This is a genomic window from Pseudomonas sp. RIT-PI-q (assembly GCF_001297125.1).
In the GTDB taxonomy this organism is placed as follows: domain Bacteria; phylum Pseudomonadota; class Gammaproteobacteria; order Pseudomonadales; family Pseudomonadaceae; genus Aquipseudomonas.
Genome location: NZ_LHPC01000028.1, coordinates 434,632 through 460,776, shown reverse-complemented (window position 1 = coordinate 460,776; position 26,145 = coordinate 434,632). Strand labels below are relative to the sequence as shown.

The window sequence follows — 26,145 nt, the reverse complement described above, 5'->3', positions numbered from 1 at the left end:
AAGCCGGCTCCTACAGAGTTGGCGTCACCCACAAAATGATGGTGTGCACGCGTTTTTGTAGGAGCTGGCTTGCCAGCGAAGACGGCCTCAAGCCTTGCAGCGCGAGAGCATACCTTTGAGATAGCGGCAGAGCTGCCGATAGCGCGGGTTGCTGTCGAGCAGGCCCGGATGGGGTTGTGCCCGGTGTTCCATTGCCTGCTGTGGGCTGCAGGGCATGCCTCGGACTTGCACCAGGTGCTGTTCATCGCCGTCGTTGCGCTTGAGGATCAAGCTGGCTGTTGCGCTGCCCGGGCTGATGCGCCACAGCGGTATGTTCTGCGCTGCGGCACGTGACGAGAGATCGTGTGGTTCATGGGCACTCCACACCAACACCTTGCCGTTTTCGCTCGCCACTGTCGTCATCAGGTCGGCGTTATTGCGAGTGAACTTTACGCGGCCCCAACGGCTGTCGAGCAAGCGGCGGATTGCCGGTTGCCGGCGCCGGGGCGCGCCAAGCACGGTCAACACGCCCGCGAACCGGCTGTCCTGCTCTTTCTGTCGGGCCAGTTGCCGGGCGACAGTCAGCACGTCGCAGCGCCGGTCGGTCAACGGGTCGACATAGCGGCAGTAGCGAATATAGGCGGCGGCAACCAGTTGCTCCAGTGTTGGCCGGGCCTGGCGCCGGGGGATCGGCAAGCGATCGTCGGTCAGTCCCCAGCCAGCATAGAACGGCAGCCCGAAACACGTCACCGGTACGCCCTGAATCAGCGCTTCGAGCCCGGCCTGGCTAGTGGCGATATACACTCGCGCGGCCCGTCGTGCCAACGAGGCCCAGGACACATGACGACTTTCCAGCGTCACCCCGCGCGCAGTCGCGGCCTCAAGCAAACAGCTTTTCTTGTGCCCGCTCAGGCAGTCTGGATGAATCCGCACACGCACATCGGCGCCGGGGTTTTCCGCCAGCGCGGTATCGAGCATGCGAATGAAATCTGCTTCACACAAACCACCGCCAGGAATGGAAAAGTCGCCGTAAGTCTGATCCACCACCAGAACCAGCGGCACCTTGCGCCCCAGTGAGTCGTCATCGCCGAGATCGGGTGCATTGTTGTACTTGCCGATGCCGCTGCTGCGCATCAGTGCAATGAGTTGCGCTGCCGTCGCGAGTTCCTGCGGGGTCAGTCGTTGAGGTTGCTGGAGGATGTTTTCCAGCAGCGAAGGACGATCCGCCAGGTAGTGAATGCCGATCGGGTCGACCACCATCGACATCGGCGTATCGCCCTCGACCCCGAGGGACGAGGAGCGTAGAAAGCCGTCCTCAAGGGCGATGTAGGGAATGTCCCAGCGCTTGCACAGTACCCGCGCGTGATCCGACGAACGCTTGTAGCCAATCCCTGAAATCGCCTTCAGCCCTTTGGGCTTTGTCGCGCCACGACGCCAAAGCCAAGACGGCTTGCCTTCCGGGTCGAGAAATTCGGTCAGGTGAAACACCCGCCACATCACCCACTGGGACATGATGCCGATCCAGCCAGGGCCTTCGACCAGCGACTGATTCATATCGTCGCGCTTCATGATTGGGGCTTCAGTGAGCGGCGCATGTTCATCACCGCAGGGAAGGGCAACAACCGGCTGAGCCAATTCACGGGTGTGGTGCGCACCCGGACGAAACCTTGCCGGGTGTAGAGCTGTTGGGCGCTCTGATTTTTCACCTGAACCTCAAGCTCAACGCTGTCGTAACCCGCTTGACGGGCCTGCCCGAATGTCTCTGTCAGCAGCGCGGTGGCCACGCCCTGATGGCGTGCCGGTTTAATCACACGCAAGCCATGCAGATAGAACCCGTAATACCACTCGCGGCATTCGGCAATGACAAACAGCAGATAGCGCACGCCGCCGCGAAGCCGGCCGAACTCATCCCGGAAGGGGCCGAAACCTGGCGAGAACGGTCCACGTCGATGGTGCTTGAACGCGGCATAACCGAGCGCGGTGGAGCCGCGATAGGCAATCAGGATCCGGTCCCAATTGACCGCCCGGGCCAGCAGCCGATAGCGGCGGGCTTCATCGCCGAGGATCAAGGCCAGCGAACCCCGCCCCGAAGCGATCAGCCGCGCAATCGCCTCGTCGCGCGCCGGCAAACGGGAACCGAGGACGATCCGCAGCGGCTCGCCGGCCCTCTCAATCATGGAGGGCGGTCTGAGCCTGGCTCAGCGGTTTGGCGACAGCCTTGGCGCGACTCAACTGATCGACGAACGTCCTGGCCAAGTGCTCGACCGCCAGTGGCGTGGCCGCACGGCTGCCAGGCACCTTGTTGGACCAGATGAAGTAGTCGGTATCGCCATCCGGCGCGCCAAGTGCGGTGTACACCTGGGGCAGAATCGGCACGTGGTCGCCAAAAAAGCACAGCCCGGGCGGGGTCGGCCGCGACATCAGGCACTCGCGCAATTGGCCGAGCATCCGGTCGGCATTGCTGACGTGCCGCAGGTACGGCGCCAGATCACGCAGGCCATCCAGCAGCGGGCGGTTGAACCAGGTCGGCAATTGCGCGGCATCGACGGTTTCCAGGTGCAGCGGGCCGTGGTTTTCCATGGTCACGGCGTGGATGTACAACGGCTGAGTGCGGTGGCTGTCGTTGAGCAGTTCAGTGATCTTGTCGGCCACCGCGCAATCGCCAATGAACGGCCCGGCTTTTTGCGAATCGTTGAAGCTACGCAGGTCGATGAATTCATCAAAACCCAGCGCTGGCAGCACCTGGTCGCGACCGTAGAAACTGCCGTCGTACGGGTGAATGCACACCGTGCGGTAGCCCTTGCGTTTCATTTCGGCGGCAATGCTCGGCAACCCTTGGCGCGCCAGGTGACGATAAGGATTGAAGCGATGAACGCCCAATCTGTCGCCGGCAATACCGGTCAGAAAAGCAAATTCGGTACGCACGGTATTGGCGCCCCAGGCCGCGACTTGCAGACGACCGTGGGCCAGCGCTTCGCCGCGCAATACGTCGTAGTGACTCAATACCTGCTTGTGGATGCCCGGCCACAACCGGCGAACATCGAAAAACGACTCGCTCTGTACAGACACCAGATCCGGCAGTGCCGTGCCCCTCGGGGTGGACGCCAGATGCGGATTGACGGCGAACGGTGAGTGCAACTGGTCGATGGCGACCTTGCGCCGTGCCGCGCAAAAATAGGTCCACAAACTGGCGGCCAGACCCCAGCGGGTCAAATCCAGGCTGGCATCGTAAGTCGGTTGCAGGGGCTTGATGCCGCCGAGGATCAGTAACAGCACGGCGCTCGCCAGTGTGGCGAGGCCTACGGGTAATGCTTGCGCGGCGGCAGGTTCGAAATACAGTCCGCACGCCAGATAAGCGATAAACGCCAAGGCCAGCACGATGGTCTTGCCGATGCCGAAGAAGGGCAGGTACAGGCGCGGAAAACGCACGGCGTCGCTGAAGTATTCAAAGTCTGCGCACACGAACGGTTCACGCAGCGAGTGATATTTTGCGTTGCTCACCATCACGATCAGCAGCCACAGGGCGAGCGCGTTCACTGCGCTGAAATAAGGGCGCCCGGTAACCGTGTACAGCGCAGCCACCGCGAACAGCCACACGCCGGCATGCAGCAGCCAGCTACGCAGTGGGCGACGCAATGTCGGGCGGGGAATCAGCAGCGCTTCGAGAAGGCAGGTCAGGACAAAACCGCCAGCGATGACCCAGGTAAAAGGACCGTTCAAGAAATCAGGCACCGTAGTCCAGCCATCGCAAAATTACAGACGACATCCGTGGGGGAATCACGCCCAGGGCCCAGCATCCGAGGTTCAAGGGGAAGGGGAAACTGATTCGTGCCTGGTTGGCCGCCAGGCCGCGACGGATCCGCTGCGCGGCTTTGTCCGGGTTCCACAGCAGCGGTTTCGGCCCTGGCATTTCGAAGCACATTTTCGATTCGACGTAACCCGGCATGATCACGTTGATCCGCACACCGTCGGCGGCGACGAGGTCGCGCATGGCTTCGCCGTAGGCCTTCATCGCCGCTTTGCTGGCGCTGTAGCTGGGCGTGGCAGGCAGCCCGCGCCAACCGGCGAGGGAGCTGAACAGCGCGATCTGGCCATGCTTTCGAACGCGCATGGCCGGCAACGCCGCCTGCACGGTAGCGATGGCCGCCATGACGTTCACTTCGATCACAGCCTGGGACAGTGCCCAGACTTCATCTTCCGAGTTCGGGCCCGCAGCAGTATTGAGCCCGGCACCAACGATGATCAGGTCCGGTTGCTCGGTTTCGCTGATGTGAGTGATCCATTCGCGCACAGCAGCCAGGTCCTGGACATCAAGCGCGTGGAGGATGACCCGGGCGCCGGCAGCGCGGCACTGCTCGGCCATTTCTTCCAGGCGCTCGGTGCGCCGGCCTTGCAGAATCAGGGTCACGCCTGGCGCGGCATAGGCCGGAGCCAATGCACCGCCGATGCCACCCGTGGCGCCGGTAATAAGGATGCAACGTGGATTTTTGTGCAGCGTCATAAGTACCGTTCAATCTTGGAGGTTTTGGCCATCAGCACTTCCAGCGAATTGTTCACGGCCATGTCGATGCCACAGCGCGTATAAAAGCCGCCGTTGACTTGGGTGGTGTGAATCACTGTGCTGCGAAAGCGCTGGAACAGCGTGGCGTCAGGTGGTTCCGGCGTGTGCCAGAAATCGTCGAGGCTGCCTTGGTGGGTCAGGCCTTTGAGGTCGTAGATCGGATTGCTCAGGGCGATGGTCGGCACGTTGTGCATCAACGAGGAACCGCCCACGGTGCTATTCACCGTAATGACCCCGGCCACATGGGACAGCAGCGTCGGCATATGACCGCTTTCGAGGAAGTCGACTCGATCGGCAATACCGAATTTGCCGGCAATCCGCAGGGTGATGCGATGGTAATTGACGAGGCCGGGTGTCAGCGGATGGTTCTTGACCACCAGTCGCGCATCACTGGGCGCGTGCCGGGCAAACGAGGCCAGCACATGTTTGAGCACGTCCTTCATGGTGTTGAATTGCGAGTGGTCGCGGATCTGTGCGTCGCTGTCCAGTTGCAGGGGCAGCAGGAACGTGGGGTGACGGTTGCGTGCCACTTCACTGATGACCGATGAATCACGTCCCTTGGCGCTCGCCAGGCGAATACCCTGGCGAATGTAGCCGGCATATTCGACCGCTGCGTTGTAAGGCGCATGGGTCTTATAGTGCGGGAAGCAGATTTTGTTCAGTGCACCACCGACGTGATACATCACATCGTGAAAGGCCCGGGAGGCGAAGGACAGCTTGAACGAGTCACCATTGTGGTAACGCGGAATGTACTTGCCGACTTCCCGATACCATTCCGGGTCCCGTGGCAGCAACGAATGGTTGTTCACCCCGTCACGTTCCAGCGTGACCCAGTAAGGCCGGAAATACCCTTCTTCGAAAACATGCACCCGCACGCCCAGGCGTTTCGCCAGGGCGATGGCCGGCACATGCACCGGGCGACGGTCGCCGAACAGCACCAGATCGGTGATGCCGTCAGCCTTGAAGCATTGGTAGTAGAAGTCCTCGAGCTGCTCAGGCTGGGCCGAATAAAAGACACGCGCGCCCGCGCCATACAGGGTATCGCCCATATTGAAACTGACGGATTTGACCCATTGCCCTTCGGCACGCAGGGCTTGAGCCAAACGAGCGAAAAAGGGCGAGCTGACACCTTGCAGGAACAAAAAGGAGTTGCGCGGCTTGGTCGACACGGAGCGTCTTGCAGCACCAGCGGGGTTCAACTGATCTTTTTCGATGTTCTCCAAGCGGTAGGGAGCAAACGTTGAATCACTTCTTGCCATCTTGGCTTCCTTCCTTGAGCTGGTACTTCATGCCAGTGCTGCAGCTCCAATAGAGTTCGTTCAGGTGTCGTAAATTTTTGCGTGATGCGGCTTACATAAATCGGGTAATTAATCAGGGTGCCGGCCACCAGTTCGTCGAGACTCAAGCGTCTGGTGCGACGTGCCTGGACGTCAGGGTGCATGCCCTCATCCGTGGTCAAACCCCATCCGGCATAAAACGGCTGGCCATAGGTGGTCACCGGTATCCCGCGCAGCAATGCTTCGAAGCCAGACTGGGAGGTCAGTACATGGACCTCATCCACTTCCTGCAGCAACTGGTGAAAGGGCACGTCGCCCACCACCTGATTGCACCAATCGGCGGTCAATTCTTCGTCTTCGCCGCGCTTGCGTGTACCGGCCACGACTTCCGGATGCGGTTTGTAGAGCAGCCATGCCTGCGGATGGCGCTCGCGCACTGCACGCAGCAGATCGAGGTTGCGGCGGATGCGGTGAGCGCCGTACCGAATCGAGGCATCAGACTCAACCTGGCCCGGCACCAGAATCACCTTGCTCACGCCGGCGGGCCGCTTCCACTGTGTGCCGGGGAGGTTGTATTTGGTGACGCCGGCCGCGCAGATCGCTTCACGCAAGGCACTTGCCCGATGGCGCAGGGCAGGGCTGCATGGATCGTTCTGCAAGTTGTATTCCAGACGCGAAGGGCGTGTGGCGTCGTAGTAAATGCCCAGGTCGTCGAAGACCCAGGACAGTGGGCGCACTTTCTTCGCGCCGAGGCCGACCGAGCGAATAAATCCGTCTTCGACTCGGCCGATATGGCTATGACTGTTGTTCATGGCTAAGGCGGAATCATGTGCGCAGCCCCAGCTAACAATCGAGTCGGTTGCGTCGGCATGATGATCGGCAAAGCGGATGGATGAGCCATTAAAAAAGTCCGCCACCAGCGGCCGCTTCCAGTTTGAAAAACCAAGCATCTGCAGGTTTTCCGGCAAGCGACTGCGCATCCGTCGCTGCAGCCCCAGCCAGGCCAGCACCACTTCGGGCTCGCAGGCCTGACCGGATTCCGGGTCGACATAACGCGGATACTCAACCAGTGCCGCATACAGCAACTGTTCAAGGCTAACCGGCTGACGGCGGCTAGGCGCGGGCCGTGCATCCCGGGTCAAACCCCAGCCGGCATAAAACGGCATGCCGAAAGTGCGCACCGGCACACCCCACAACAACGCATCGAAGCCCAGTTGCGAGGTCATCACATACACAGCCTGCACTTCGCTGAGTAACTCGGCGGGATGCACATTGCGGCTGATCACCTGCACGCGCGGCCGTTTAGCCAGCGCTGCAAGATTAAAGTGGCCCTGCTTGCGGCCCGCCACGACATCTGGATGAACCTTCACCACGACAGTGCTGTGCGGGTGCTCATCGAGTGCAGCCTGGAGCATGCACTCGAAATCAGCATCGCCGGCGCCCTGAAGTGAGGCATCGCCCTTGGTCTGGTCAGCGACCAGCACGCAAGGTTGCGGCAACGGGCAGGCTTCGATGCGCGCGTTGTTGTACTTGGACACGCGCTCTTCCCGCCAGCTCGCCTGCAAGGCCCGAGCGCGGAGAATTTGAGATTCACTCAAGGCTGTCGGGATCAAAACTTCCAGGCGCGAAGGCGTCTCGGCGTCGTGATAAATACCCAGGTCATCAACGATCAGCGACAGCGGCGGCTCATCCGCGCCAAGGCCCACCGAACGCAAAAAACCATCCTCTACCGACAACACAGGCAGACCGGCTTTTTGTGCTTCCCGCTGCGCAAGCAGGGCGCTTGGCTTGCGACCCCACGCCAGCAACGCATCGGCCTGAGCGACGTCACGCGTCGAACCAGGCAGTAATCGATAGTCGGGCAACAGGGCGGGCAGGGTGGTGACTTGCTGGGCGCCTTTAGACAACACCAGCAAACACGGCCGATTCAGGAGGTTTTTGTCCATAAAAAAACAGCGGATATCCGTAAGTGACGCACTCGGTTGCGAGACGCGCAAAAATCCAAGCGCCTCAGGCAACGCTCTTCCATAGGTGGGCGCGCATGATAATACAAAGTCGACAATTTATAACGATAAAGTAGGAAATTTCCTACAAGTGGTGAGCGTTATCGGGTCGGGGGAGCTGGCCGCGTTGGGCCGCTCGTTTGGTCATTTGACGGGGAGGGGGAGCGTCAGCAAGTAGTCATACTTCTCACGCAAAGACGGCATTTTTTCTTTCTGCTGGTACTCGGCAATCGTCTCCGGCCGCAAGCAGTGCCACAGTGAGTTCAGCAGGAAAATGTAGTTGAGGTTGAGCGTCGCGCTCTGGCGGTCGAATCGTTCATCCAGTGCTTCGATATAGGCCTGCAAAAACTCATCGCGGACCTCGATAAAGCCCGGTAAATCATTGCGCCGAAAGATCGCGCTCAAGTACGCGCCGCCATCGAAACCAACACGCCCTACCTTGACCTCGCTCCAGTCGATCAACTGCAACCCTTGGGGCGAGAGGAAGAGATTTTTGCGCAGATAGTCCATATGAGAAAAACAGCGCTGGCTGTTCCTGGCCTCACCGGCCGCCCGACGCAGCGCTAGGCTCAAGGCGCGCAAACGCTCGGCCAGACCGATGAAGTGATCATCCTGTTTCGCCAGCTTTTCCACGGAAGGTAAAAAACGCTCAAAATTGAAGCGTGACCGCAGCAGATACCAGGGCCGAAAAAAATCCATCGTCCAGAACTTGTGCGCTTGCCACCGCGAAGCCCGCTGCAGATGCAGGCTGGACAAGGTTTCGATTTCGGCAATTCCCCGTGCCACATTCACGGCTATAGCCGCCATGCGTGGCGCCCGCCCTTGCACGAAGTCGGTAAAAATCAGGCTTTCCCAAGGGGTTTCGATAACGCCCAGGCACGCGGGGTGCTTGAAGTGAACACTGTCGGCCAGGACGTCCCGCTCTCGATAGAACCGCGACTCCAGGCTGGTGATAAACGCGACTTTGCGAATCGACTTCTCGACCACATCCAGTGTTGCACCGGTGCTGAGGTCGGTCAGTCGGTGATGGCGCACGTAATTGACGAAAGACGCGTTGGACGCCAAATCAGTGGTGGTGATGCTGAATCCGTCCGCCCGATACGCCGGCAAAAGAAAGCCCAGGCGTTTTTCCAGGGTGGCGTGGCTTAACCAGAACGCGTGCTTGCTGCTGACTGATGTGTCGGTGTTCGATTCGGTACTCATGCGTTCCTGCTGTAGACATCCATCCGGTTTCTGGCGTGATACACGTGAAGGGCACAGCATCCTTGCCTACTTGAAGGGGCGCGATAGTACGGATTCCGACCAGCCATTGCCATGTTCGCAGGCTCGACAACAAACAAAGTGACGATTTTTCCTACGTGTTGCTCGGAATGATGGAACGTTAGTTTCCGTCAGGCTATTGAGTCGTTAACATACGCGCCACTTAAATCAAGGAACGATCGCGTCCCCATGAATCACCTTCCAATCGCCAAAGATGCACTCTGCGCCCAGGCGCAAGCCATCAGCCAACTCGCAGAACGTCTTGATGGCGAGTTTCAGCGCGCCGTAGAACTCATCCTCGGTTGCAAGGGCCGCGCTGCGGTTTGTGGTATGGGTAAATCCGGGCTGATCGGCCAGAAAATGGTCGCCACTTTCGCCTCCACCGGCACCCCGAGCTTATTCCTGCATCCCGCCGAAGCCTTCCACGGCGACCTCGGCATGCTCAAGCCGATCGACGTGCTGATCCTGATCTCCTACAGCGGCGAAACCGAAGAAGTCATCAAGCTGATCCCGAGCCTGAAATCCTTTGGCAACAAAATCATCGCCATGACCGGCAACGGCCAATCGACCCTGGCCAAACACGCCGACATCTGGCTGGACATCTCCGTCGAGCGCGAGGTCTGCCCGAACAACCTGGCACCCACCACCTCGACCCTCGCCACCATGGCCATGGGCGACGCACTCGCCGTCGCGCTGATCGCAGCGCTGGACTTCAAACCGATGGACTTCGCCCGCTACCACCCCGGCGGCAGCCTCGGCCGTAAACTACTGACCCGCGTCAGCGACGTCATGCACACGGGTTTGCCTAAAGTTTCCCGTGAAACCTCGTTCCACGACTGCCTGCTGGTCATGACCTCCAGCCGCCTCGGCCTGGCTCTGGTGATGGAGCAAGACAAACTGATCGGCATCGTCACCGACGGCGACCTGCGGCGTGCGCTGCTGGGCAATCCGGGCGTTGTCAATGAAACCGTGGCGACCTTCCTGACGCCGAATCCGCACACGGTGAAAGCTTCTGCTCAGTTGTCTGAGGCTGAGGCTTATATGCTGGATCACAAGATTCGGGCGCTGCCGGTTACGGCTGATGGGAGTGATGAGGTGGTGGGGGTTGTGGAGATTTTTGATTAGGCTTCTCTGAAAAATACTGAAGCCTTCATCTTAACGATGAACGCCCAATTAAATTGATGAAAATACTCGTCGATTTAATTGGGCATTTTTTATTGTGTATAACTGGGTTGTTCAGATCTGAGCATGGCCATGGGGTTGTGTTCGTGTTCGTTATGCAAGACCCATAGGGAAATACCCTACTTGCAAACTCAGATTTTTAATTTGTACTGTTTTGGCTTTTCCATCTGCGGCAAGGTTCACCCGGACGAAGATAGAGTCTTTGTGGGAGGAGTTAATCGACAAAAATTGCTCGGTTACTGAGACATGCTTCCATGAACCCGGTGTATTTTTGCTCGAGTTTTTATGGTGATACCCTGATTCACCAACGCCGCCCAGAGTCAGGTATATATCCCCTTCACTGGTGAAAACGTCAGCAGACAATGTCAGGTATTTGCCCGCTATCGAGTCATGCAGGTTTTTATCGGCAGAGACACTTGAACTCAAATAAATATTCTTCGTGTTGTTTGGCGTCAGGCAGACCTTCAGAAGGTTATGTTCGCCCTCAATAGCAATTTCAGAATCGCTTTGGTTTCTGATCCACCAAAAGTCGTTAATGTTTTGGTTGTTTGAAGGTTGACTGATTGTTTCTTCCAGTCGAAGCGTATTTTTGGCAATCAAGTTGTCGTTAATGGATGGCATCGGAGAGCATAGACGCCATCTCTCGCCATCAAAAAAACATGTTCCGCCCGTGAGTTGGGAGTTGCAGTAGAATCCTATATTGGAAAAAAATACTTGCTTTCCGATTTGCTGAAACAAGTACCTGTTTTGCCAAGGTACAGTGGCCCCTGAGTGGTCAATAGTACGGAAGGGGTCACTGATTTTGGTGTTGTTTCGTTCTGCTCTAAGTTGCCGCTTATTGGTCTTGTCTTCTGGCATTAATTGGGCCAGGATCTTTTTAAGATCCAGGTCGGTGCGGAACTTGAACAGCAAGTCCATGACGTTGTAGATGTAATCAACTTCCTTGCCGAAAAACATGATGTGTGAATCAATATCTAATGTCTGGATGATGAGTTTTTTGTTGGGTGGAGTGGCTCGTGACAAAAGCTCAACATTTATAATGTCGATGTCGTCATGTCCGTGAATAACATAAACAGCAGAATCGTTCCATTCCAAGTTGGCTATTTCATCCAGGTTGGTATGGTGGCCACCAATTTCATTTATATGGTCTATCAGTTCAGGCCACGCATAGTCCTTGGTAATATCCAGGTTGACTTGAGGGTTTGATGCAATTGCATTGGCGTTTAGTTTGAACGCATGCAGGATGGCGCCGTAGCCAGACATGGACGAACCGAAAAGAAAAACTGCATGCGGGGCGTATGCGTCTGCAAATAATTTAATTGTCTTTAAGAAAGTTTCACCATTATCTTCATCTAGATACCAAGAGTTTTTTGGGTCCGAGATAAAGAGCAGATCACAAATCTGGTTTTCAAGGAATGAGCGTAAGGCCATGTACTTGCTGCCTTGATTGTGCGCGCTCATTACTATAAGAAGTTTTTCGGAATTCGAACCTTTTTTTAACGGTACGAAGAGGACTTTTTTGCCGAGAACTGTCTGCTCGTTATCTTCAACAATACTGGCTAGGTCAATGGTTTGATCCATAAGGCTCTGCTCTAATTTTTTGATGTTTAGCGCTTTTCGCGATTGGCAACTAGCCTGTGAAAAAGAAGACTCAAGTATCAATCGCTAAAAGGGCGACATCGTTTGAGTCTTCTAGCACCGAAAGCAAGGTACTAGCGGCGAGCAAATGCTTCTATCTGGCTGCGCCTTTGGGGAAGAAAATATGAAGCCATCTAACTCTGGGATTCTTGGAGTCGAGAAAATATTTTTTAGGTGTTTTCAAGAATTTGTTAAGTTTTTTTCTGCGCTTTGATGGCGTATGTTGCGCAATTGTTATCGTAGTTGTGATGTCTGACTTGTCACTTTCCAACGGTTTCTTCACCGGCTTTGTGACTGATGCAGGCTGAGCAATTTTTGCTGTCTGATTGTCGGCTGTTTTTGTTACTATCGAAATAGGAGGCGTAATGTGAAAAATTGATTTCAGTTGGGCTTTTCCAGATGGAAACGCTGAAACTAAAGAAAACTGAAGCGCCTTGGTCATAAAGACTTCATAGTTCTTATATTGCTCGAGACCCAACTTGTTCGGGATTTTTCCTTCTTTCAAGTCGGAGATAAAGCAATCTAAAGACTCGCAGGTATAATCCGAGGTGAAGCCTTTATCACCATAGAAGGCATTGGCAAACTGGATGGGGCGGAAACCTTCAAAGGCAGCCTCGAGAAGGGCCTGGGAGTTCAAACCTGCTACATATTCGGTTTGTTTGAAAATCGACTTTATATTGTAGTCTTCTAGCAATAGCAGTCGATCTTCGTACTGCTGGGGTTGCTCACCGCCGTTGAAGTGTTTTTCCAGTGCGGTCAATGTCAATGGCTGACCAATATTTTTCTTCTTTCGCTCCCAAGGGTGAGCTTTAAATATAATGTTGAGATCAGTCTCTTCGAGGACTTTTTGAATAAGTTTCTTATAAAAGTCTAAAGAGTTGAGGCCGACGCTATTGTGCTCAAGCAGGGAAAAGTCGTTGAGTACCTGGCCTGCAATCAGAAGTGTAGGACGATTATTGGAAAAGAGTTTTTTCTTGTTTTCCGCTGGTTGGCTTACATTCTTGTTAGTGGCGCCAAGGATTTTGTTGATAGCTTTGTTTCGGCTGCGATCCCATTCCAATGGTAATTCGTCCGAACCCAGCGAGCGGTAGTACGCCTTGAACTTTAGGTTGGAGTTGTTGGCGATGGGCTCATACTTTTCTTCGATATAGTTGTCGCTTCCAGTGAAGAAACTCTCTAGCACAAAAGCTCGAGGGGCTCTATGTTTCAAGAGCTCAAGAAGAGATCTTGCGTATATCAAGCTTCCTGAAAATACCAGAACGAATTTTGGGTTGTGCTGTTTGATTACTGGCGACCAGTGATTTAGCCACTGCATGGCAGCTGCCATGTTCCACAGCAAAGCGTCGCGTTCATTTTCGTAAATGTAGTTGAACAGTTCTTTGGCGTTGGTCGGGAGCGGCTTGTCATTAAAGTTGTCTTGAGTGATTAGGAGTGAAAGCAGTTCCGCTCGCGCAACCTTAAAAAGATTAACTTCAAGTATGGATGTCTCAAAAAGTTCTTCTTGGGAAAGCATTTGTAGATGGGTGTATTCTTCGAGCAAAGATTCCTGCTGGGAAGAATAGTCACCAAAGAGACTTAACAGATCCTGTCGTTCTTCATTGAAAATGACAGAGCTCTTGGATTCGTCAAAATATTCGTAGAGGCTTCCGAAGTTTCTTTTGTTGATGTGCAAAGGATCTGCAATGAAAAACTTACTCATGCGAATAACTCTAATACTTTATTGATCGAGGCTTGTTTGCCCTTGAGCAGTTTAAGGTGCTCTTTCATGTTGAGGCTAACTGAGTCCTGCCAAGTAATAAGGTTTGGACTAGGATGCTGGCTCGACTCAAACAACGTTTTGTATCGGGCATTGTTCGGTGTGGCCAATTCATTAAGCATTATTGCATCCAGGTGAGGATCCATTTCCAGATAGATGCCATGTTTTTCATGCTCAATGAGGTCCGGAACCATGCCGATCGGGTTTGCCAGAATGGGCACGCCCATTGCTGCCGCTTCCGGGATATTGGCGGGGCCACCTTCAAAGTAACTCGTCATGAGCAAAGCATTGACGCCTCTGTAGGCATCGATGAGTGCTGGATAGGGCAGGCGTTCATAGACTTCAACGTCGAAGCCTAATGTGCGCAGTACCCTTCCTTCCTCTGATCTTCCATCACCAACCAAAAGGAACTCGATGTTATCGGAGTCCAGCCGTTTTGCGAGCTCGAAAAGATAAGCTTCACCTTTAACCTTTCTCGCGTAACGCTTGGAAACAACGGCAACCGTAAATTTGTTTCTGATATTTCTGCCAAGATTTCTTGCGGCGTCAATCAGGTGGTCGTTGTACCCGTGCGGTATAACACAGGTGTTAAATATTCCACACTCTGCAAGTTTCTTTTGCTGGAAAGTGTTCAGGCAAATAACCAGATCAGCTTCTTTGTAGCGATCAATAAATGCATCCAGGGACAGCCAGCTGTCTGGATCATTTAAGTCATGATGAACAGTAACCACGCACGGCCCGATCAGACGCTCTTCCAAGTGTGGACGGTGGTAATGCCTGATGTGAGCACCAACGATAGGTTTCTCACTTGGGATGTGAGTAGCATATTGTTCCGTGTATCGAGAAAAATAAGAAAAAATATCCTCGAAAATTCCACTATGAACGTTATTGGATGTCACGTGGTTAACTATGATAGTCATCGGGTTACCTGTATTTAAATATTCTAGCGTTGAAGACTATCGATAGTTCTGCCAAGCACTAAAGTTTGCACGATCGGGCCAATGATTTTTTGCCACTCATACACGGCTGCGTTCGTTACATAAATCGTATCGTCAGGTTTGAGCATGACTTGGCGAGCATAAAAGATTGCCGCTGGGTCGCGCATATCGATACGCATGACTACTGGTTTTGCTGGCGCTGTCGGGGTGGAATCGCCCATGCGAAACACAAAAACTCCTTGCGGGTTCGCATTGGTTTCTTTCAAGCCGCCAACCGAGCCCAAGGCATCCAGCAAGTTGGTGTTTTGTGCGGGTAGATCATGCAGGCCGGGTTCGCCCACTGCACCCATCGCTACGAAGCGCTGGCGGGCACGGTCCAAGACCACTTCTGAGTTCGGCTTCAGGACGAAGTTGCTCCCCGCCAGGACCTCTTCATAGTTGAAAGTGTTTACCTGGCTGCCATTGCGGACTGTTACGTTGACCAGATGCGGCTCCATCACTGGGCCACCAGCCTGGTTGATAGCATCGAGAAGGGTCAGTGGGCCTTGAAGAGTGGAAAAGCGGCCCGGAGTTTTCACCGCGCCTGCGACCAGGACGGAGCCTGACAGGTCGCCGACCAGATCAACATGAGCCTGAACGTCCGACGTAACCCCTTTCAACTTTTGACGGATCATGTCTTCGACTTGAATCAGCGTCATGCCCGCGACGAACTGATGTCCGACATAGGGCAAGGAGATCATCCCTTGCGAATCGATACGGACTTTCAGTTGGGTGCCACCAGTCGACAGCGGCGCGAACAGAGCGGTGCCCTCCGGCGCATTGTCGGTGATCAATACATTGATCACGTCACCACCCATAAGGCGTACGGCTGACATAGTCGGGCTGGTGATTGTCACCGCCGGAGGTTTAGAGGCCGGCCGCATAAATGGTGCGATCGTGTTGGCATTGATATCGACCAAGTCATACGCAGTACTTTTACTTTCGATGTCGCCTTTGTAGGGGCCGGCACCGGAAAGAGTCCCGCCGCAACCTGCCAACGTCAAAGTCACCAGCATCAAACCCGCAACAGCGCTGTTTCGCATGCTCAAGTTCAGGGGGCGAAGGGGCAGGCCAGTAATGGATTTAATCACGATGATCCTCGATCGATGCAATTAGGAAGCGAGTAATGCCGTAGAGCAGAAGCAGTGCCAGGAAGATGGTTGCCAGGTTGTACAGGTGCTCTGGGTAGAGGGCCATCTGCGGCGTGTTAGGGGTGACAACAGTGACCAGCGTGCGAATCTTCTTGCTGGCTTCGATACGTGCGTTGTCCAGTGCGGCGACGGCGGTTTTGTAGGTTTCTTCGGCGATGCCGGCATCCAGCATCAATTGCTGGAAGCGCGAGGCCACCACGTTAAGTTGGTCACCGTCGGGGGCCGACACCAACAAGCGTTTTTCAGTCGCCAGTTGCTCGCGAATGGCGTTGACCCGCTGCTGTTGCTGTTTGACCTGTGGAGAGTCCTGGCGAAGTTTGTAGAGCATTTCGGTCAGCACGGCGCGCTCTTTGGAGTACTCGCCTTCCAGTGTGTCGATAATGCTCGCACGGCCCTGAGCCGAACTTTTGCCGTCCAGTACCTTGTTCACGTTCTGGAAGCGCAGCAGCTCTTCTTTGCGTTTGGTGTAGTTCTTCTTCGCGCCTTCCAGTTCGCCTTGGGCAAAACGCATCTGCTCACGGGCGATGCTGTGCGAGACTTCGTTGACGAAGTGCTCGCTGGCTTCAAGAATGGTCTTGACCATTTGCTCGGCCAGTTCAGGGTTGAAAGCTTGGACTTCAACTTTGAGCAGTCCGGTAGTCTCGTCGTAGTGAGCGGAGACCATGCGCTGGTAGTACTCAAGCAGCTCCTCTCGGGGTGTATCCGCCTTCAGCCAGAAGAACGGGTCATTGCGTTGTGCGGTGTATTGCTCAACCCAATGCAGACGATCTTCCAGCAGTTGCATCATGTCCGTCGACACGATGTATTCGCGCAGGTACAGCGTTTCTTCCCGGGATGCCGGGTTAGCGCCACTGAGCAGCATGCCAAGTCCTGGTAGTTGGGCCCCAGGGTTGCTGCCTTCCTGACGAACCACGACTTGCGCGGAGCTGACAAAGCGCTCCACAGCAAAAAAGCTGTAGTAAACGATGGCCACTGCCAGCGGTACTACGATCAGCCCCAGTGTCAGGCGCCAGCCCTTGAATTTACCCGTACTGCTCATATGCACACGCATCCTTGAAATAAAACAATCACGCCATGGTCAGGGCGATCAGGTGTTGTAGGCCTTGATGCCTTCTGCGACATCGTCATAGATCTGTACTCCGCCATCTCGTACCAGCAGCACGACATCGCAGAGTTTTTGAATTTCATTCATGTTGTGCGAGACCAGCACGACCTTGGACTTTTGCAGTCGCTCTTCGAAGACTTCGGCGCACTTGCGTTTGAAGTGTGCGTCACCCACGGACATGACTTCGTCAATCAGGTAGTAGTCGAAGTCGAACGCCATGCTCAGACCGAAGGCCAGGCGCGAGCGCATACCCGACGAATAGGTTTTGACGGGCTCGTCGATCCAGGTGCCGATTTCGGCGAAGTCTTCGACATAGCGGATTTTCTCGCGCATGGCTTCACCCACGGCGCCGTAGACGCGGGCGACGAACTTGATGTTCTCGCGGCCGGTCATGCTGCCCTGAAAGCCTCCGGACAAACCCACGGGCCAGGAGATGCTCTGGTCGGTTGCGATCGTGCCGGAGTCCGGCACGTCAGCGCCCCCCAGCAGGCGTACCAGCGTTGATTTTCCTGCGCCGTTGCGACCGATCAGGCCGATGTTTTTTCCGGCGGGGATCTTTAACGACAGGTCACGAAAAACATGGCGACGCCCTTTGGGGGTCAGGTACGACTTGGTGATGTTTCTGAGCTCGAACACGGGAAGCCTGCGGTTAGCCGTTCTTGGTGGAGATCAAATGCAGTCGACGAACCCGGTAGGTGCCAAGCGACACAAACAGCAGAACCAGGGTGACGGCGACGACGTAATGGAGTGAGACGCCATCGACGGGCACGTAGTAAGGAAAGATCTCGGCGCGGATCAGTTCCAGCAGATGCAGGAACGGATTGAGCAGCAGTAGCGGCAGCATCGCGTGTGGTAAATAGGCTGCCGGTATCAGTACTCCGGAGATGAAGTACAGCGGGAAGAACATCATGCGGATGAACAATTTACTGCCGGGAATGGCATGTGCAATCAGCGAGAGCAGCATGCCCAGGCCAAAGGCAAACAACACCCCAAGCAGGATGGTCAGCACCCATTGGATGGGGGCCTTGATCGACATATCGAAGCCGTACCAGGCGAAGCCGAACACCAGAATGGCGTAGACCGTGGCGGAGATACTGAATTCAACGAGTGCACGGGCTATGAACGTGTCGAGTGGCTTTATCTGTTTGTAGGCAAACAGCGAGCGGTTTTCCCTGGGGCTATCCATCAGGCGCAGCGCAATGTTGCGAAACAGCAGGAAAGGCGCGAGACCAACCAGTACGAATACCGGAAAGTCGAGACCGGCCACGGTTCTACCGCGAATCAGCGAGAACAACACGCTGAGAATCAACAGGTGACAAATCGGCTCAAGCAGCATCCACACCGCGCCCATGCGGCTATCACCGATACGCGCACGCGCTTCGCGTAACACCAGGGCAAAAATGACGGATTTTTTGATTTGGAGGGGGGAGCGACGCTTCAAGAGTATTTACCGCACAGCACAACAGCGCGATAAAACGCGTTGCTTGAATTCATTTTCAGAGGACTTCTGTCGATGTAGGACAGAGCGCTTCCATTCGTGGGGCGGGAGGTTAATCGCTGTGGGAGACAGTAGTCAAGCCGCTTAGTTCCCAAGCAGTGCCTGACTAAAAATAACTGTTCGAGCGGCAAGGCTAGACGTCAAAAAAACGCTTTTTCTCAGTGTTTATTGGGTGTCGTTACTGGCGGCGCCAAAATAGCGTGAGCAGTTTGAACGATTTCTAACGTAGGCGCGCAATTTTCTGAAGCCCCGATTCACGACGCGAAAATCAGTGCCGGATGGTGTTGAGCGCACCGATTTTTGCCTTGGTTTTAGCCAATGGTTTGTTACCCGGCCAACATCGGATAAGTGAACAATCCGAAGTGCAACAGATTCAAACCGAAGTGGGTGGCAATGGCTGCACCCAACCCGCCGAAACGATAGGCCAGGCCATAACCGACCCCTGCCAGGCTCGCCAGCAACACCCATTGCCAGCCGGCACCCATATGCGCCAAACCGAACAATAATGATGCGAGCAGCAGGGCCAGGTTTTCGCCATAGGGCAGGTCTTTGAAGCGCCGGCTCAGACCGCCCTGGATGTAGCCGCGAAACAGCGCTTCCTCCACCAGTGTCACCAGCAGCAGATTGTTCAGCATCCACAGCCAGGCGTGGTCCGGCCACTTCGGTGCCCAGCTGATAACCCCAAGCAACAGCGCGCCACCCAAGGCCAGCACCACGCTCAGGGCCAGCGCCATTGCGGTGGCATAAACGGCCAGGCGCAGCGAGCGCCGGCCGACAAGCCACGGGCAGACCAGTAATAGCCAGACGCCGATCAGCGGTTTGTCCAGATTCAGGTACATGGAAAACGGCACGGCATCGTCGGTGAACCGTTGCGGGTCGATGCCGCGACCGTTGTAGAAACCGGGAAGCCAGTGCATCGCCAGCGCCAGGGCGAGGACGATGAACACGCCGTGACCGAGGTAACGGGCGATGGGGATTTTTTGCTGCCGGACCGCGAAACCGGCGACCAGCAACAGCGCGACAGAGATTGCGGCCAGCCGGCCGAGTTGGCCGTAGATCAGGGCCAGTGCATAGCCCGTGCAGAGAAGCGCCAGATACATCCATGGCAGAGCGAACATGTGAAGTCCTTGTGTCTGAGATTCTGCGGATTGCCTCGGTCAATGTGGGAGCGGGCTTGCTCGCGAAGGGGCAATCACATCCAACATCAATGTTGCCTGACAGTCCGCTTTCGCGGGCAAGCCCGCTCCCACATTTGATCGGTGTTGTTCACGACGTTGCTGTCCGACACATGACCCTGTGGGAGCGGGCTTGCCCGCGAAAGCGGACTGTCAGTCGACATCAATGTTGAATGTGCCGACGTCTTCGCGGGCAAGCATCGCTCCTACAGTGGCTCGCTGGCGTGCAGGGTATTTTTGTTCGGTACAGGACACAAACAAAAACACCGCCCTACGGCGGTGTCTTTGTCAGCAAGTGATTATGAAGCAATCAACTGCCGCAACACGTAATGCAAAATCCCTCCCGACTTGAAGTACTCCACTTCATTGAGCGTATCAATCCGGCACAACACCTCGACTTTCTCGCGGCTACCGTCTTCGCGGGTGATGACCAGCGTCAGGTTCATCCGCGGCGTCAGCTCCACGCCGGTCAGGCCGAGGATGTCGAGGGTTTCCTTGCCGGTCAGGTTCAGGCTCTTGCGGTTCTGATCCAGCTTGAACTGCAACGGCAACACACCCATGCCCACCAGGTTGGAGCGGTGGATCCGCTCGAAGCTTTCGGCGATGACCGCTTTGACCCCCAGCAGATTGGTGCCTTTGGCCGCCCAGTCGCGGCTCGACCCGGTGCCGTATTCTTGCCCGGCAATCACCACCAGCGGCGTGCCCGATGCCTGATAACGCATCGCCGCGTCGTAAATCGGCAGTTTTTCGCCCGTCGGAATGTAGATCGTATTGCCGCCTTCTTCGCCGCCGAGCATCTCGTTGCGAATGCGGATATTGGCAAAGGTGCCGCGCATCATCACTTCGTGGTTGCCGCGACGCGAGCCATAAGAGTTGAAGTCCCGCGGCTCCACGCCTTTCTCGCGCAGGTAGTGGCCCGCCGGGCTATCCGCCTTGATGTTGCCGGCCGGGGAGATGTGGTCGGTGGTCACCGAGTCGCCCAGCAGCGCGAGGACTCTGGCGCCCGCGACGTCCTTGACCACTGGTGGCGGCCCGCCGATGTCATCGAAGAACGGCGGATGCTGGATGTAAGTCGAATCCTCTTGCCAGACGTAGGTGGCCGCTTGCGGCACTTCAATCGCCTGCCATTGCTCGTCGCCGGCAAACACTTCGGCATATTCCTTGTGGAACATCGCGGTGTTGACCTGATTCACCGCATCGGCGATCTCTTTGGTGCTCGGCCAGATGTCCCGCAGATACACCAGGTTGCCGTCCTTGTCGGTGCCCAGCGGCTCGCTGCTGATGTCGATGCGCACCGTGCCGGCCAACGCGTAAGCGACGACCAGCGGCGGGGGGGCCAGCCAGGTGGGTTTCACCAGCGGATGCACGCGACCTTCGAAGGTGCGGTTGCCCGACAGCACCCAGGCGGCGGTCAGGTCGGCCGCGACAATGGCTTTTTCGATGGGTTCGGGCAATGGGCCGGAGTTGCCGATGCACGTGGTGCAGCCGTAGCCGACCAGGGCAAAACCCAGCTCATCAAGGTACTGAGTCAGGCCTGCAGCCTTGTAGTAGTCGGTGACTACTTTCGAACCTGGTGCCAACGAACTCTTGACCCACGGTTTGCGCTTGAGGCCTTTTTCCACAGCCTTCTTCGCCACCAGACCCGCCGCCATCATCACGCTCGGGTTGGAGGTGTTGGTGCAGGAGGTGATCGCGGCAATCACAACAGCGCCATTTTTCAGGCGATAGATTTGCCCGTCGTACTCGTAGTCGGCTTCCCCGGCCAGATCAGCATTGCCCACTGCACCGCCACCGCCGCCCTCACTTTCAAGGCGACCGACTTCCTTGCTGGTGGGCTTGAATTGCAGGTCGATGAAATCACTGAACGCTTGCGCGACATTCGGTAGTGAAACCCGGTCCTGCGGGCGTTTCGGCCCGGCAAGGCTGGCTTCGACGCTGCCCATGTCCAGCGCCAGGCTGTCGGTGAACACCGGTTCCTGACCGGGTAGGCGCCACAGGCCCTGGGCCTTGCTGTAGGCCTCGACCAGTTTCACGGTGGCGCTGGTGCGACCGGATAAACGCAGGTACTCAAGGGTGATGTCGTCCACCGGGAAGAAGCCGCACGTCGCGCCGTACTCCGGCGCCATGTTGGCGATGGTTGCCCGGTCGGCCAGCGGCAGGTCGGCGAGGCCATCGCCGTAGAACTCGACGAATTTGCCGACCACGCCTTTCTTGCGCAGCATCTGGGTGACGGTCAACACCAGGTCGGTGGCGGTGATGCCTTCCTTGAGTTTGCCGGTGAGTTTGAAGCCGATCACTTCCGGAATCAGCATCGACACCGGTTGCCCAAGCATCGCCGCTTCCGCTTCGATCCCGCCAACACCCCAGCCGAGGACGCCAAGGCCGTTGATCATGGTGGTGTGGGAGTCGGTGCCGACCAGCGTATCCGGGAAGGCGTAGGTGCGGCCGTCCTCGTCCTTGGTCCAGACCGTGCGACCGAGGTATTCCAGATTCACCTGGTGGCAGATGCCGGTGCCCGGTGGCACCACGCTGAAGTTGTCGAAGGCGCTCTGGCCCCAGCGCAGGAACGCGTAACGTTCACCGTTGCGCTGCATTTCAATGTCGACGTTCTGTTCGAAGGCGCTGCTGCTGGCGAACTTGTCGACCATCACCGAGTGGTCGATCACCAGATCCACCGGAGACAGCGGGTTGATGCGCTGCGGATCACCGCCGGCCTTGGCCATGGCCGCGCGCATCGCGGCGAGGTCGACCACGGCGGGAACGCCGGTAAAGTCTTGCATCAGTACCCGCGCCGGGCGGTACTGGATTTCACGATCGGAGCGACGCTCCTTGAGCCACGCGGCAATCGCCTTGAGGTCGGCGCCGGTGACAGTTTTTTCATCTTCCCAGCGCAGCAGGTTTTCCAGCAGCACTTTCAACGACATCGGCAGCTTGTCGAGATCGCCCAGGCTTTTGGCGGCATCCGGCAAACTGAAATAGTGATAGGTCTTGTCGTCGACTTGTAAGGTTTTAAGGGTTTTCAGGCTATCGAGGGACGGCATTGAAATGACTCCTTTGGGTCCGCAGGGCTACGGACTGAGGGAACGAACTGAGGATTAAACCTAGTCCTGTTTGGTGCTTAAAGCTAATAACTGGACTCTATGGCCAAGTCCAAGGTTCCGAACTCGGCTATCATGCGCCGGTTTTCGTGACAGGCTTTGCTTCAACGCAAGTCTGGGCATCGCGCAGTGGTTGAATTTCTCGCCATCTGCCCAGGAGTAAGAATGAACACCCTCTTTATGCATTGCCGGCCGGGCTTCGAAGGCGAAGTCTGTTCCGAGATTTCCGAACACGCCGCACGGCTGAACGTGGCCGGTTATGCCAAGGCCAAGACCGCCAGCGCCTGCGCCGAATTTATCTGCACCGAAGAAGACGGCGCCGAGCGCCTGATGCGTGGCCAGCGTTTTACCGATCTGATTTTTCCGCGCCAGTGGGCTCGCGGGATTTTCATTGATCTGCCGGAAACCGACCGCATCAGCGTGATCCTCGCCCACATGGCGGACTTCCCGTTATGCGGCAGCCTGTGGCTGGAAATGGTCGACACCAACGACGGCAAAGAGCTGTCGAACTTCTGCAAGAAATTCGAAGGCCACCTGCGCAAGGCGCTGATGGCGGCTGGCAAACTGGTTGAAGACGCGCACAAGCCGCGCCTGCTGCTGACCTTCAAAAGTGGTCGTGAAGTGTTCATGGGCCTGGCCGAATCCAACAATTCGGCGATGTGGCCGATGGGCATTCCACGCCTGAAGTTTCCGCGTGAGGCGCCAAGCCGTTCGACCCTGAAGCTGGAAGAGGCCTGGCACCATTTTATCCCCCGCGACCAGTGGGACGAGCGTCTGCACAGCGACATGACCGGCGTCGACCTCGGCGCCGCGCCGGGTGGCTGGACCTGGCAACTGGTCAACCGCGGCATGCTGGTGACCGCCATCGACAACGGCCCGATGGCTGAAAGCCTGATGGACACCGGTCTGGTGCAGCACTTGATGGCCGACGGTTTCACCTTCAAGCCCAAGCAGCCGGTGGACTGGATGGTCTGCGACATCGTCGAGAAACCGGCGCGCAACGCGGCGATGCTGGAAGAATGGATTGGCGAGGGGCATTGCCGTGAAGCCGTGGTCAACCTCAAGCTGCCGATGAAACAGCGTTACGCCGAAGTGAAGCGCTTGCTGGAAAGGATTGCCGACGGGTTCAAGGAACGCGGGATTCGGGTCGAGATCGGCTGCAAGCAGCTGTATCACGACCGTGAAGAAGTGACCTGCCATCTGCGCCGTCTTGACGTGAAAAAACCGAAATCCCGTTGAGTCCCCCATACCCCCTGTAGGAGCGAGGCTTGCCCGCGAAGGCCACACCCCGGTCCTGCAGATACACCGCAGCGCGGCTTTCGCGGGCAAGCCTCGCTCCTACAGGATCCAGGCGATAGACGACAGATGACCGAACACCCGGCAATGCGCGACAATGCCGGCACGTTTCAGGAGTGAATCATGAGTGAAATGATTGATACGCCGGTAGACGGCACCCTCGACGCCACCGGCCTCAATTGCCCGGAGCCGGTAATGATGCTGCACCAGCACATCCGTGACCTGGCGCCCGGCGGCCTGCTCAAGGTGATCGCCACCGACCCGTCGACCCGTCGCGATATTCCCAAGTTCTGCGTGTTTCTCGACCACGAACTGATCGGGCAGCACGAAGAGGCAGGCACCTATCTCTACTGGATTCGCAAGAAGTCCGATTAACGAACGGACCCCTGTAGGAGCGAGCTCGCTCGCGATGGACGTTAACGATAACGCGTGTTTGCTGGATAAACGCGGCGCCTTCAAGTCCATCGCGAGCGAGCTCGCTCCTACAGGTACAGGTACAAGTCTGGGTCAGCCCAGCGAATGGCTCATGCGAATCCGCTTGCGGGCACTGCGCGTCAGGCGGATCGACAGCATCAGCGCCGCGCAACTCAAGCCCACGATCAAACCCTGCCACAGACCGCTCGGGCCGCTCGGCGCGCCGAGCCAGTCGGTCAGGCCCAATGCGTAACCCACCGGCAAACCAATCCCCCAGTACGCGAACAACGTCAGGACCATCGTCACCCGTGTGTCCTGATAACCACGCAGCGCACCGGCTGCCGTCACCTGGATCGCGTCGGAAAACTGGAACAGCGCTGAATACACGATCAGCATCGCCGCGACATGAATCACCGTCGGGTCCGAGGTGTAGATGGTCGCAATGTGCTCGCGCAACAACAGCATCATGCTCGCGGAAATACACGCATAGGCCAACGCCGTGCCCATGCCGACACCGGCGGCGAAGCGTGCTTCACGCGGCTCCTGACGACCGAGTGCCTGGCCGACCCGCACGGTCACGGCCATGCCGAGGGAGTAGGGAATCATGAACACCAGCGAGCTGAAATTCAGCGCGATCTGATGCCCGGCCACCACCGTGGCGCCGAGACTGCCGATCAACAGCGCAATCACCGCGAAGATGCTCGACTCGGCGAACACCGCGATGCCGATGGGCAGGCCAATGCCCAGCAGGCGCTTGATCACCGACCATTGCGGCCAGTCGAAACGGCTGAACAACTGGCTCGACTGATAGGCCGGCGCCCAGCGCTCCCAGCCGGCCATGCCCAGCGCCATCACCCACATCACGATCGCCGTGGCCCAACCGCAACCGACGCCGCCCATGGCCGGCACACCGAAGTGGCCATAGATGAAGACGTAGTTCAGCGGAATGTTCAGCGCCAGCCCGCACAACCCCAGCACCATCGCCGGACGCGTCCGGCCCAGGCCATCACTGAAACAACGGAGTACGTGGTAGAGGGCGACGGCAGGCAAGCCGCTGGCGATGCCGTGCAGGTATTGCATGCACGGGCCGATCAGCTCGGGATCGACCTTCATGAGGTGCAGGATCGGTTCGGCGCTGAACAGCATGCCGGTCGCCATCAGGCCCACCACCAACGCCAGCCACAACGCCTGGCGCACGATCGGGCCGATCTCGCTGTGGGTGCCGGCGCCGAAGCGCTGGGCGACTTTCGGTGTGGTGGCCAGCAGGGTGCCGGTCATCAACAGAAACACCGGGACCCAGATCGAGTTGCCCAGCGCCACTGCCGCCAGGTCCCGCGGCCCGACGCGTCCAGCCATCACCGCATCGACGAAGCCCATGGCCGTGGTCGCCAGCTGCGCGATCATGATCGGCAGCGCCAGGCTGAGCAGGTTTTTCAGCTCCAGGCGAACCCGGGCCGGGCGGGTGAGGGAAATAGCGGCGGGGCGGTCGGTCACGGAATTCAAGGGCGAAACGTCCAAAAGAGTTTGATGCGCGAGGCGGGGCATTCTACGCGTTGACGCAGTGGTCAGGAAAAGTCCTGTGTTACCGATTTGTAATCCCGCAAAACCTGTAGCAGCGAGCTTGCTCGCGAAGAGGGAGTGTCAGTCGACATTGATGCTGCATGACACACCGCTTTCGCGAGCAAGCTCGCTCCCACAGGGTAAGTGGTGTCGTTCAGATCAAGGTCAGCAATGGCCGCTGGCCCACTATGGCCATCTCCGCCTACACTGCCGAT

General features: G+C 56.9%; 20 protein-coding genes. 3 read left to right on the top strand and 17 right to left on the bottom strand.

Annotated elements, in window-relative coordinates; translation table 11 throughout:
• Positions 1 to 87: 87 nt before the first annotated feature.
• From AEQ67_RS14690 to AEQ67_RS14660, 7 genes are all read right to left on the bottom strand, one after another.
• Positions 88 to 1,548, bottom strand: a complete 1,461-nt coding sequence (locus AEQ67_RS14690) for a capsular polysaccharide export protein, LipB/KpsS family (protein WP_059404551.1) — start codon at positions 1,546 to 1,548, stop codon at positions 88 to 90.
• Entirely contained in the window at positions 1,545 to 2,156 is a 612-nt protein-coding gene (locus AEQ67_RS14685; protein WP_059404550.1) for a GNAT family N-acetyltransferase, read from the bottom strand. Before AEQ67_RS14685 ends, AEQ67_RS14690 begins: the two co-directional genes overlap by 4 nt.
• Positions 2,149 to 3,699, bottom strand: coding sequence for an LTA synthase family protein (locus AEQ67_RS14680; RefSeq protein WP_082377858.1), 1,551 nt, complete (start codon positions 3,697 to 3,699; stop codon positions 2,149 to 2,151). The genes AEQ67_RS14685 and AEQ67_RS14680 overlap by 8 nt, the downstream gene beginning before the upstream one ends.
• Before the next feature lie 4 nt (positions 3,700 to 3,703).
• Positions 3,704 to 4,480, bottom strand: coding sequence for an SDR family NAD(P)-dependent oxidoreductase (locus AEQ67_RS14675; protein WP_059404549.1), 777 nt, complete (start codon positions 4,478 to 4,480; stop codon positions 3,704 to 3,706).
• A complete protein-coding gene (locus AEQ67_RS14670) occupies positions 4,477 to 5,799 on the bottom strand; it encodes a capsule biosynthesis protein (protein ID WP_082377851.1) in 1,323 nt (440 codons plus the stop codon). The genes AEQ67_RS14675 and AEQ67_RS14670 overlap by 4 nt, the downstream gene beginning before the upstream one ends.
• A complete protein-coding gene (locus tag AEQ67_RS14665) occupies positions 5,736 to 7,763 on the bottom strand; it encodes a capsular polysaccharide biosynthesis protein (protein ID WP_059404547.1) in 2,028 nt (675 codons plus the stop codon). The genes AEQ67_RS14670 and AEQ67_RS14665 overlap by 64 nt, the downstream gene beginning before the upstream one ends.
• A gap of 201 nt (positions 7,764 to 7,964) precedes the next feature.
• A complete protein-coding gene (locus AEQ67_RS14660) occupies positions 7,965 to 9,023 on the bottom strand; it encodes a phosphotransferase (RefSeq protein ID WP_236710335.1) in 1,059 nt (352 codons plus the stop codon).
• A 246-nt stretch (positions 9,024 to 9,269) separates the two neighbouring features.
• Here AEQ67_RS14660 and AEQ67_RS14655 point away from each other — a divergent pair, with 246 nt between their 5' ends.
• Entirely contained in the window at positions 9,270 to 10,205 is a 936-nt protein-coding gene (locus tag AEQ67_RS14655) for a KpsF/GutQ family sugar-phosphate isomerase (protein ID WP_059404546.1), read from the top strand.
• A 150-nt stretch (positions 10,206 to 10,355) separates the two neighbouring features.
• Here the strand turns inward: AEQ67_RS14655 and AEQ67_RS14650 are convergent, their stop codons facing one another.
• The 9 genes from AEQ67_RS14650 to acnA all read right to left on the bottom strand — a co-directional run bounded on the left by AEQ67_RS14650 (position 10,356) and on the right by acnA (position 22,603).
• Positions 10,356 to 11,843: a hypothetical protein gene (locus AEQ67_RS14650; RefSeq protein WP_059404545.1), complete on the bottom strand. Its 1,488-nt coding sequence runs from the start codon at positions 11,841 to 11,843 to the stop codon at positions 10,356 to 10,358.
• 151 nt (positions 11,844 to 11,994) lie between these two features.
• The gene (locus AEQ67_RS14645) at positions 11,995 to 13,599 is read right to left on the bottom strand and encodes a capsular polysaccharide export protein, LipB/KpsS family (RefSeq protein ID WP_059404544.1); all 1,605 of its coding nucleotides are present in this window, start codon (positions 13,597 to 13,599) and stop codon (positions 11,995 to 11,997) included.
• Positions 13,596 to 14,576, bottom strand: a complete 981-nt coding sequence (locus AEQ67_RS14640) for a glycosyltransferase family 4 protein (RefSeq protein WP_059404543.1) — start codon at positions 14,574 to 14,576, stop codon at positions 13,596 to 13,598. The genes AEQ67_RS14645 and AEQ67_RS14640 overlap by 4 nt, the downstream gene beginning before the upstream one ends.
• Positions 14,577 to 14,599: 23 nt before the next feature.
• A complete protein-coding gene (locus AEQ67_RS14635) occupies positions 14,600 to 15,676 on the bottom strand; it encodes a polysaccharide biosynthesis/export family protein (protein WP_059404542.1) in 1,077 nt (358 codons plus the stop codon).
• A gap of 40 nt (positions 15,677 to 15,716) precedes the next feature.
• Positions 15,717 to 16,823 carry an ABC transporter permease gene (locus AEQ67_RS14630; protein WP_059404541.1) on the bottom strand — a complete coding sequence of 369 codons (1,107 nt, stop codon included), beginning with the start codon at positions 16,821 to 16,823 and terminating at the stop codon, positions 15,717 to 15,719.
• 48 nt (positions 16,824 to 16,871) lie between these two features.
• Positions 16,872 to 17,525: an ABC transporter ATP-binding protein gene (locus AEQ67_RS14625; RefSeq protein ID WP_059404540.1), complete on the bottom strand. Its 654-nt coding sequence runs from the start codon at positions 17,523 to 17,525 to the stop codon at positions 16,872 to 16,874.
• 13 nt (positions 17,526 to 17,538) lie between these two features.
• On the bottom strand, positions 17,539 to 18,330 hold the full coding sequence (locus AEQ67_RS14620; RefSeq protein WP_082377850.1) for an ABC transporter permease: 792 nt from the start codon (positions 18,328 to 18,330) through the stop codon (positions 17,539 to 17,541).
• Positions 18,331 to 18,713: 383 nt separating this feature from the next.
• Positions 18,714 to 19,505 carry a CPBP family intramembrane glutamic endopeptidase gene (locus AEQ67_RS14615; RefSeq protein ID WP_059404539.1) on the bottom strand — a complete coding sequence of 264 codons (792 nt, stop codon included), beginning with the start codon at positions 19,503 to 19,505 and terminating at the stop codon, positions 18,714 to 18,716.
• A gap of 356 nt (positions 19,506 to 19,861) precedes the next feature.
• Complete coding sequence (gene acnA / locus AEQ67_RS14610) at positions 19,862 to 22,603, bottom strand: aconitate hydratase AcnA (RefSeq protein ID WP_059404538.1); 2,742 nt, start codon at positions 22,601 to 22,603, stop codon at positions 19,862 to 19,864.
• A gap of 222 nt (positions 22,604 to 22,825) precedes the next feature.
• Here acnA and rlmM point away from each other — a divergent pair, with 222 nt between their 5' ends.
• Positions 22,826 to 23,899: a 23S rRNA (cytidine(2498)-2'-O)-methyltransferase RlmM gene (rlmM, locus tag AEQ67_RS14605; RefSeq protein WP_059404537.1), complete on the top strand. Its 1,074-nt coding sequence runs from the start codon at positions 22,826 to 22,828 to the stop codon at positions 23,897 to 23,899.
• Positions 23,900 to 24,079: 180 nt separating this feature from the next.
• Positions 24,080 to 24,331 (top strand): sulfurtransferase TusA, encoded by a 252-nt coding sequence (gene tusA, locus AEQ67_RS14600; RefSeq protein ID WP_059404536.1) that lies wholly within the window; start codon positions 24,080 to 24,082, stop codon positions 24,329 to 24,331.
• 132 nt (positions 24,332 to 24,463) lie between these two features.
• On the opposite strand, the gene AEQ67_RS14595 is transcribed toward tusA, so the two are convergent.
• Positions 24,464 to 25,873 carry an MATE family efflux transporter gene (locus AEQ67_RS14595; RefSeq protein WP_059404725.1) on the bottom strand — a complete coding sequence of 470 codons (1,410 nt, stop codon included), beginning with the start codon at positions 25,871 to 25,873 and terminating at the stop codon, positions 24,464 to 24,466.
• Between the last annotated feature and the right edge of the window lie 272 nt (positions 25,874 to 26,145).

Coding starts and splice junctions, on each gene's coding strand:
- AEQ67_RS14685 (WP_059404550.1), bottom strand. CDS start 2,156: ATGATTGAGAGGGCCGGCGAGCCGCTGCGGATCGTCCTCGGTTCCCGT.
- AEQ67_RS14660 (WP_236710335.1), bottom strand. CDS start 9,023: ATGAGTACCGAATCGAACACCGACACATCAGTCAGCAGCAAGCACGCG.
- AEQ67_RS14670 (WP_082377851.1), bottom strand. CDS start 5,799: ATGGCAAGAAGTGATTCAACGTTTGCTCCCTACCGCTTGGAGAACATC.
- tusA (WP_059404536.1), top strand. CDS start 24,080: ATGAGTGAAATGATTGATACGCCGGTAGACGGCACCCTCGACGCCACC.
- AEQ67_RS14650 (WP_059404545.1), bottom strand. CDS start 11,843: ATGGATCAAACCATTGACCTAGCCAGTATTGTTGAAGATAACGAGCAG.
- acnA (WP_059404538.1), bottom strand. CDS start 22,603: ATGCCGTCCCTCGATAGCCTGAAAACCCTTAAAACCTTACAAGTCGAC.
- AEQ67_RS14655 (WP_059404546.1), top strand. CDS start 9,270: ATGAATCACCTTCCAATCGCCAAAGATGCACTCTGCGCCCAGGCGCAA.
- AEQ67_RS14675 (WP_059404549.1), bottom strand. CDS start 4,480: ATGACGCTGCACAAAAATCCACGTTGCATCCTTATTACCGGCGCCACG.
- AEQ67_RS14640 (WP_059404543.1), bottom strand. CDS start 14,576: ATGACTATCATAGTTAACCACGTGACATCCAATAACGTTCATAGTGGA.
- AEQ67_RS14635 (WP_059404542.1), bottom strand. CDS start 15,676: ATGCGAAACAGCGCTGTTGCGGGTTTGATGCTGGTGACTTTGACGTTG.
- AEQ67_RS14690 (WP_059404551.1), bottom strand. CDS start 1,548: ATGAAGCGCGACGATATGAATCAGTCGCTGGTCGAAGGCCCTGGCTGG.
- AEQ67_RS14630 (WP_059404541.1), bottom strand. CDS start 16,823: ATGAGCAGTACGGGTAAATTCAAGGGCTGGCGCCTGACACTGGGGCTG.
- AEQ67_RS14665 (WP_059404547.1), bottom strand. CDS start 7,763: ATGGACAAAAACCTCCTGAATCGGCCGTGTTTGCTGGTGTTGTCTAAA.
- AEQ67_RS14645 (WP_059404544.1), bottom strand. CDS start 13,599: ATGAGTAAGTTTTTCATTGCAGATCCTTTGCACATCAACAAAAGAAAC.
- rlmM (WP_059404537.1), top strand. CDS start 22,826: ATGAACACCCTCTTTATGCATTGCCGGCCGGGCTTCGAAGGCGAAGTC.
- AEQ67_RS14615 (WP_059404539.1), bottom strand. CDS start 19,505: ATGTTCGCTCTGCCATGGATGTATCTGGCGCTTCTCTGCACGGGCTAT.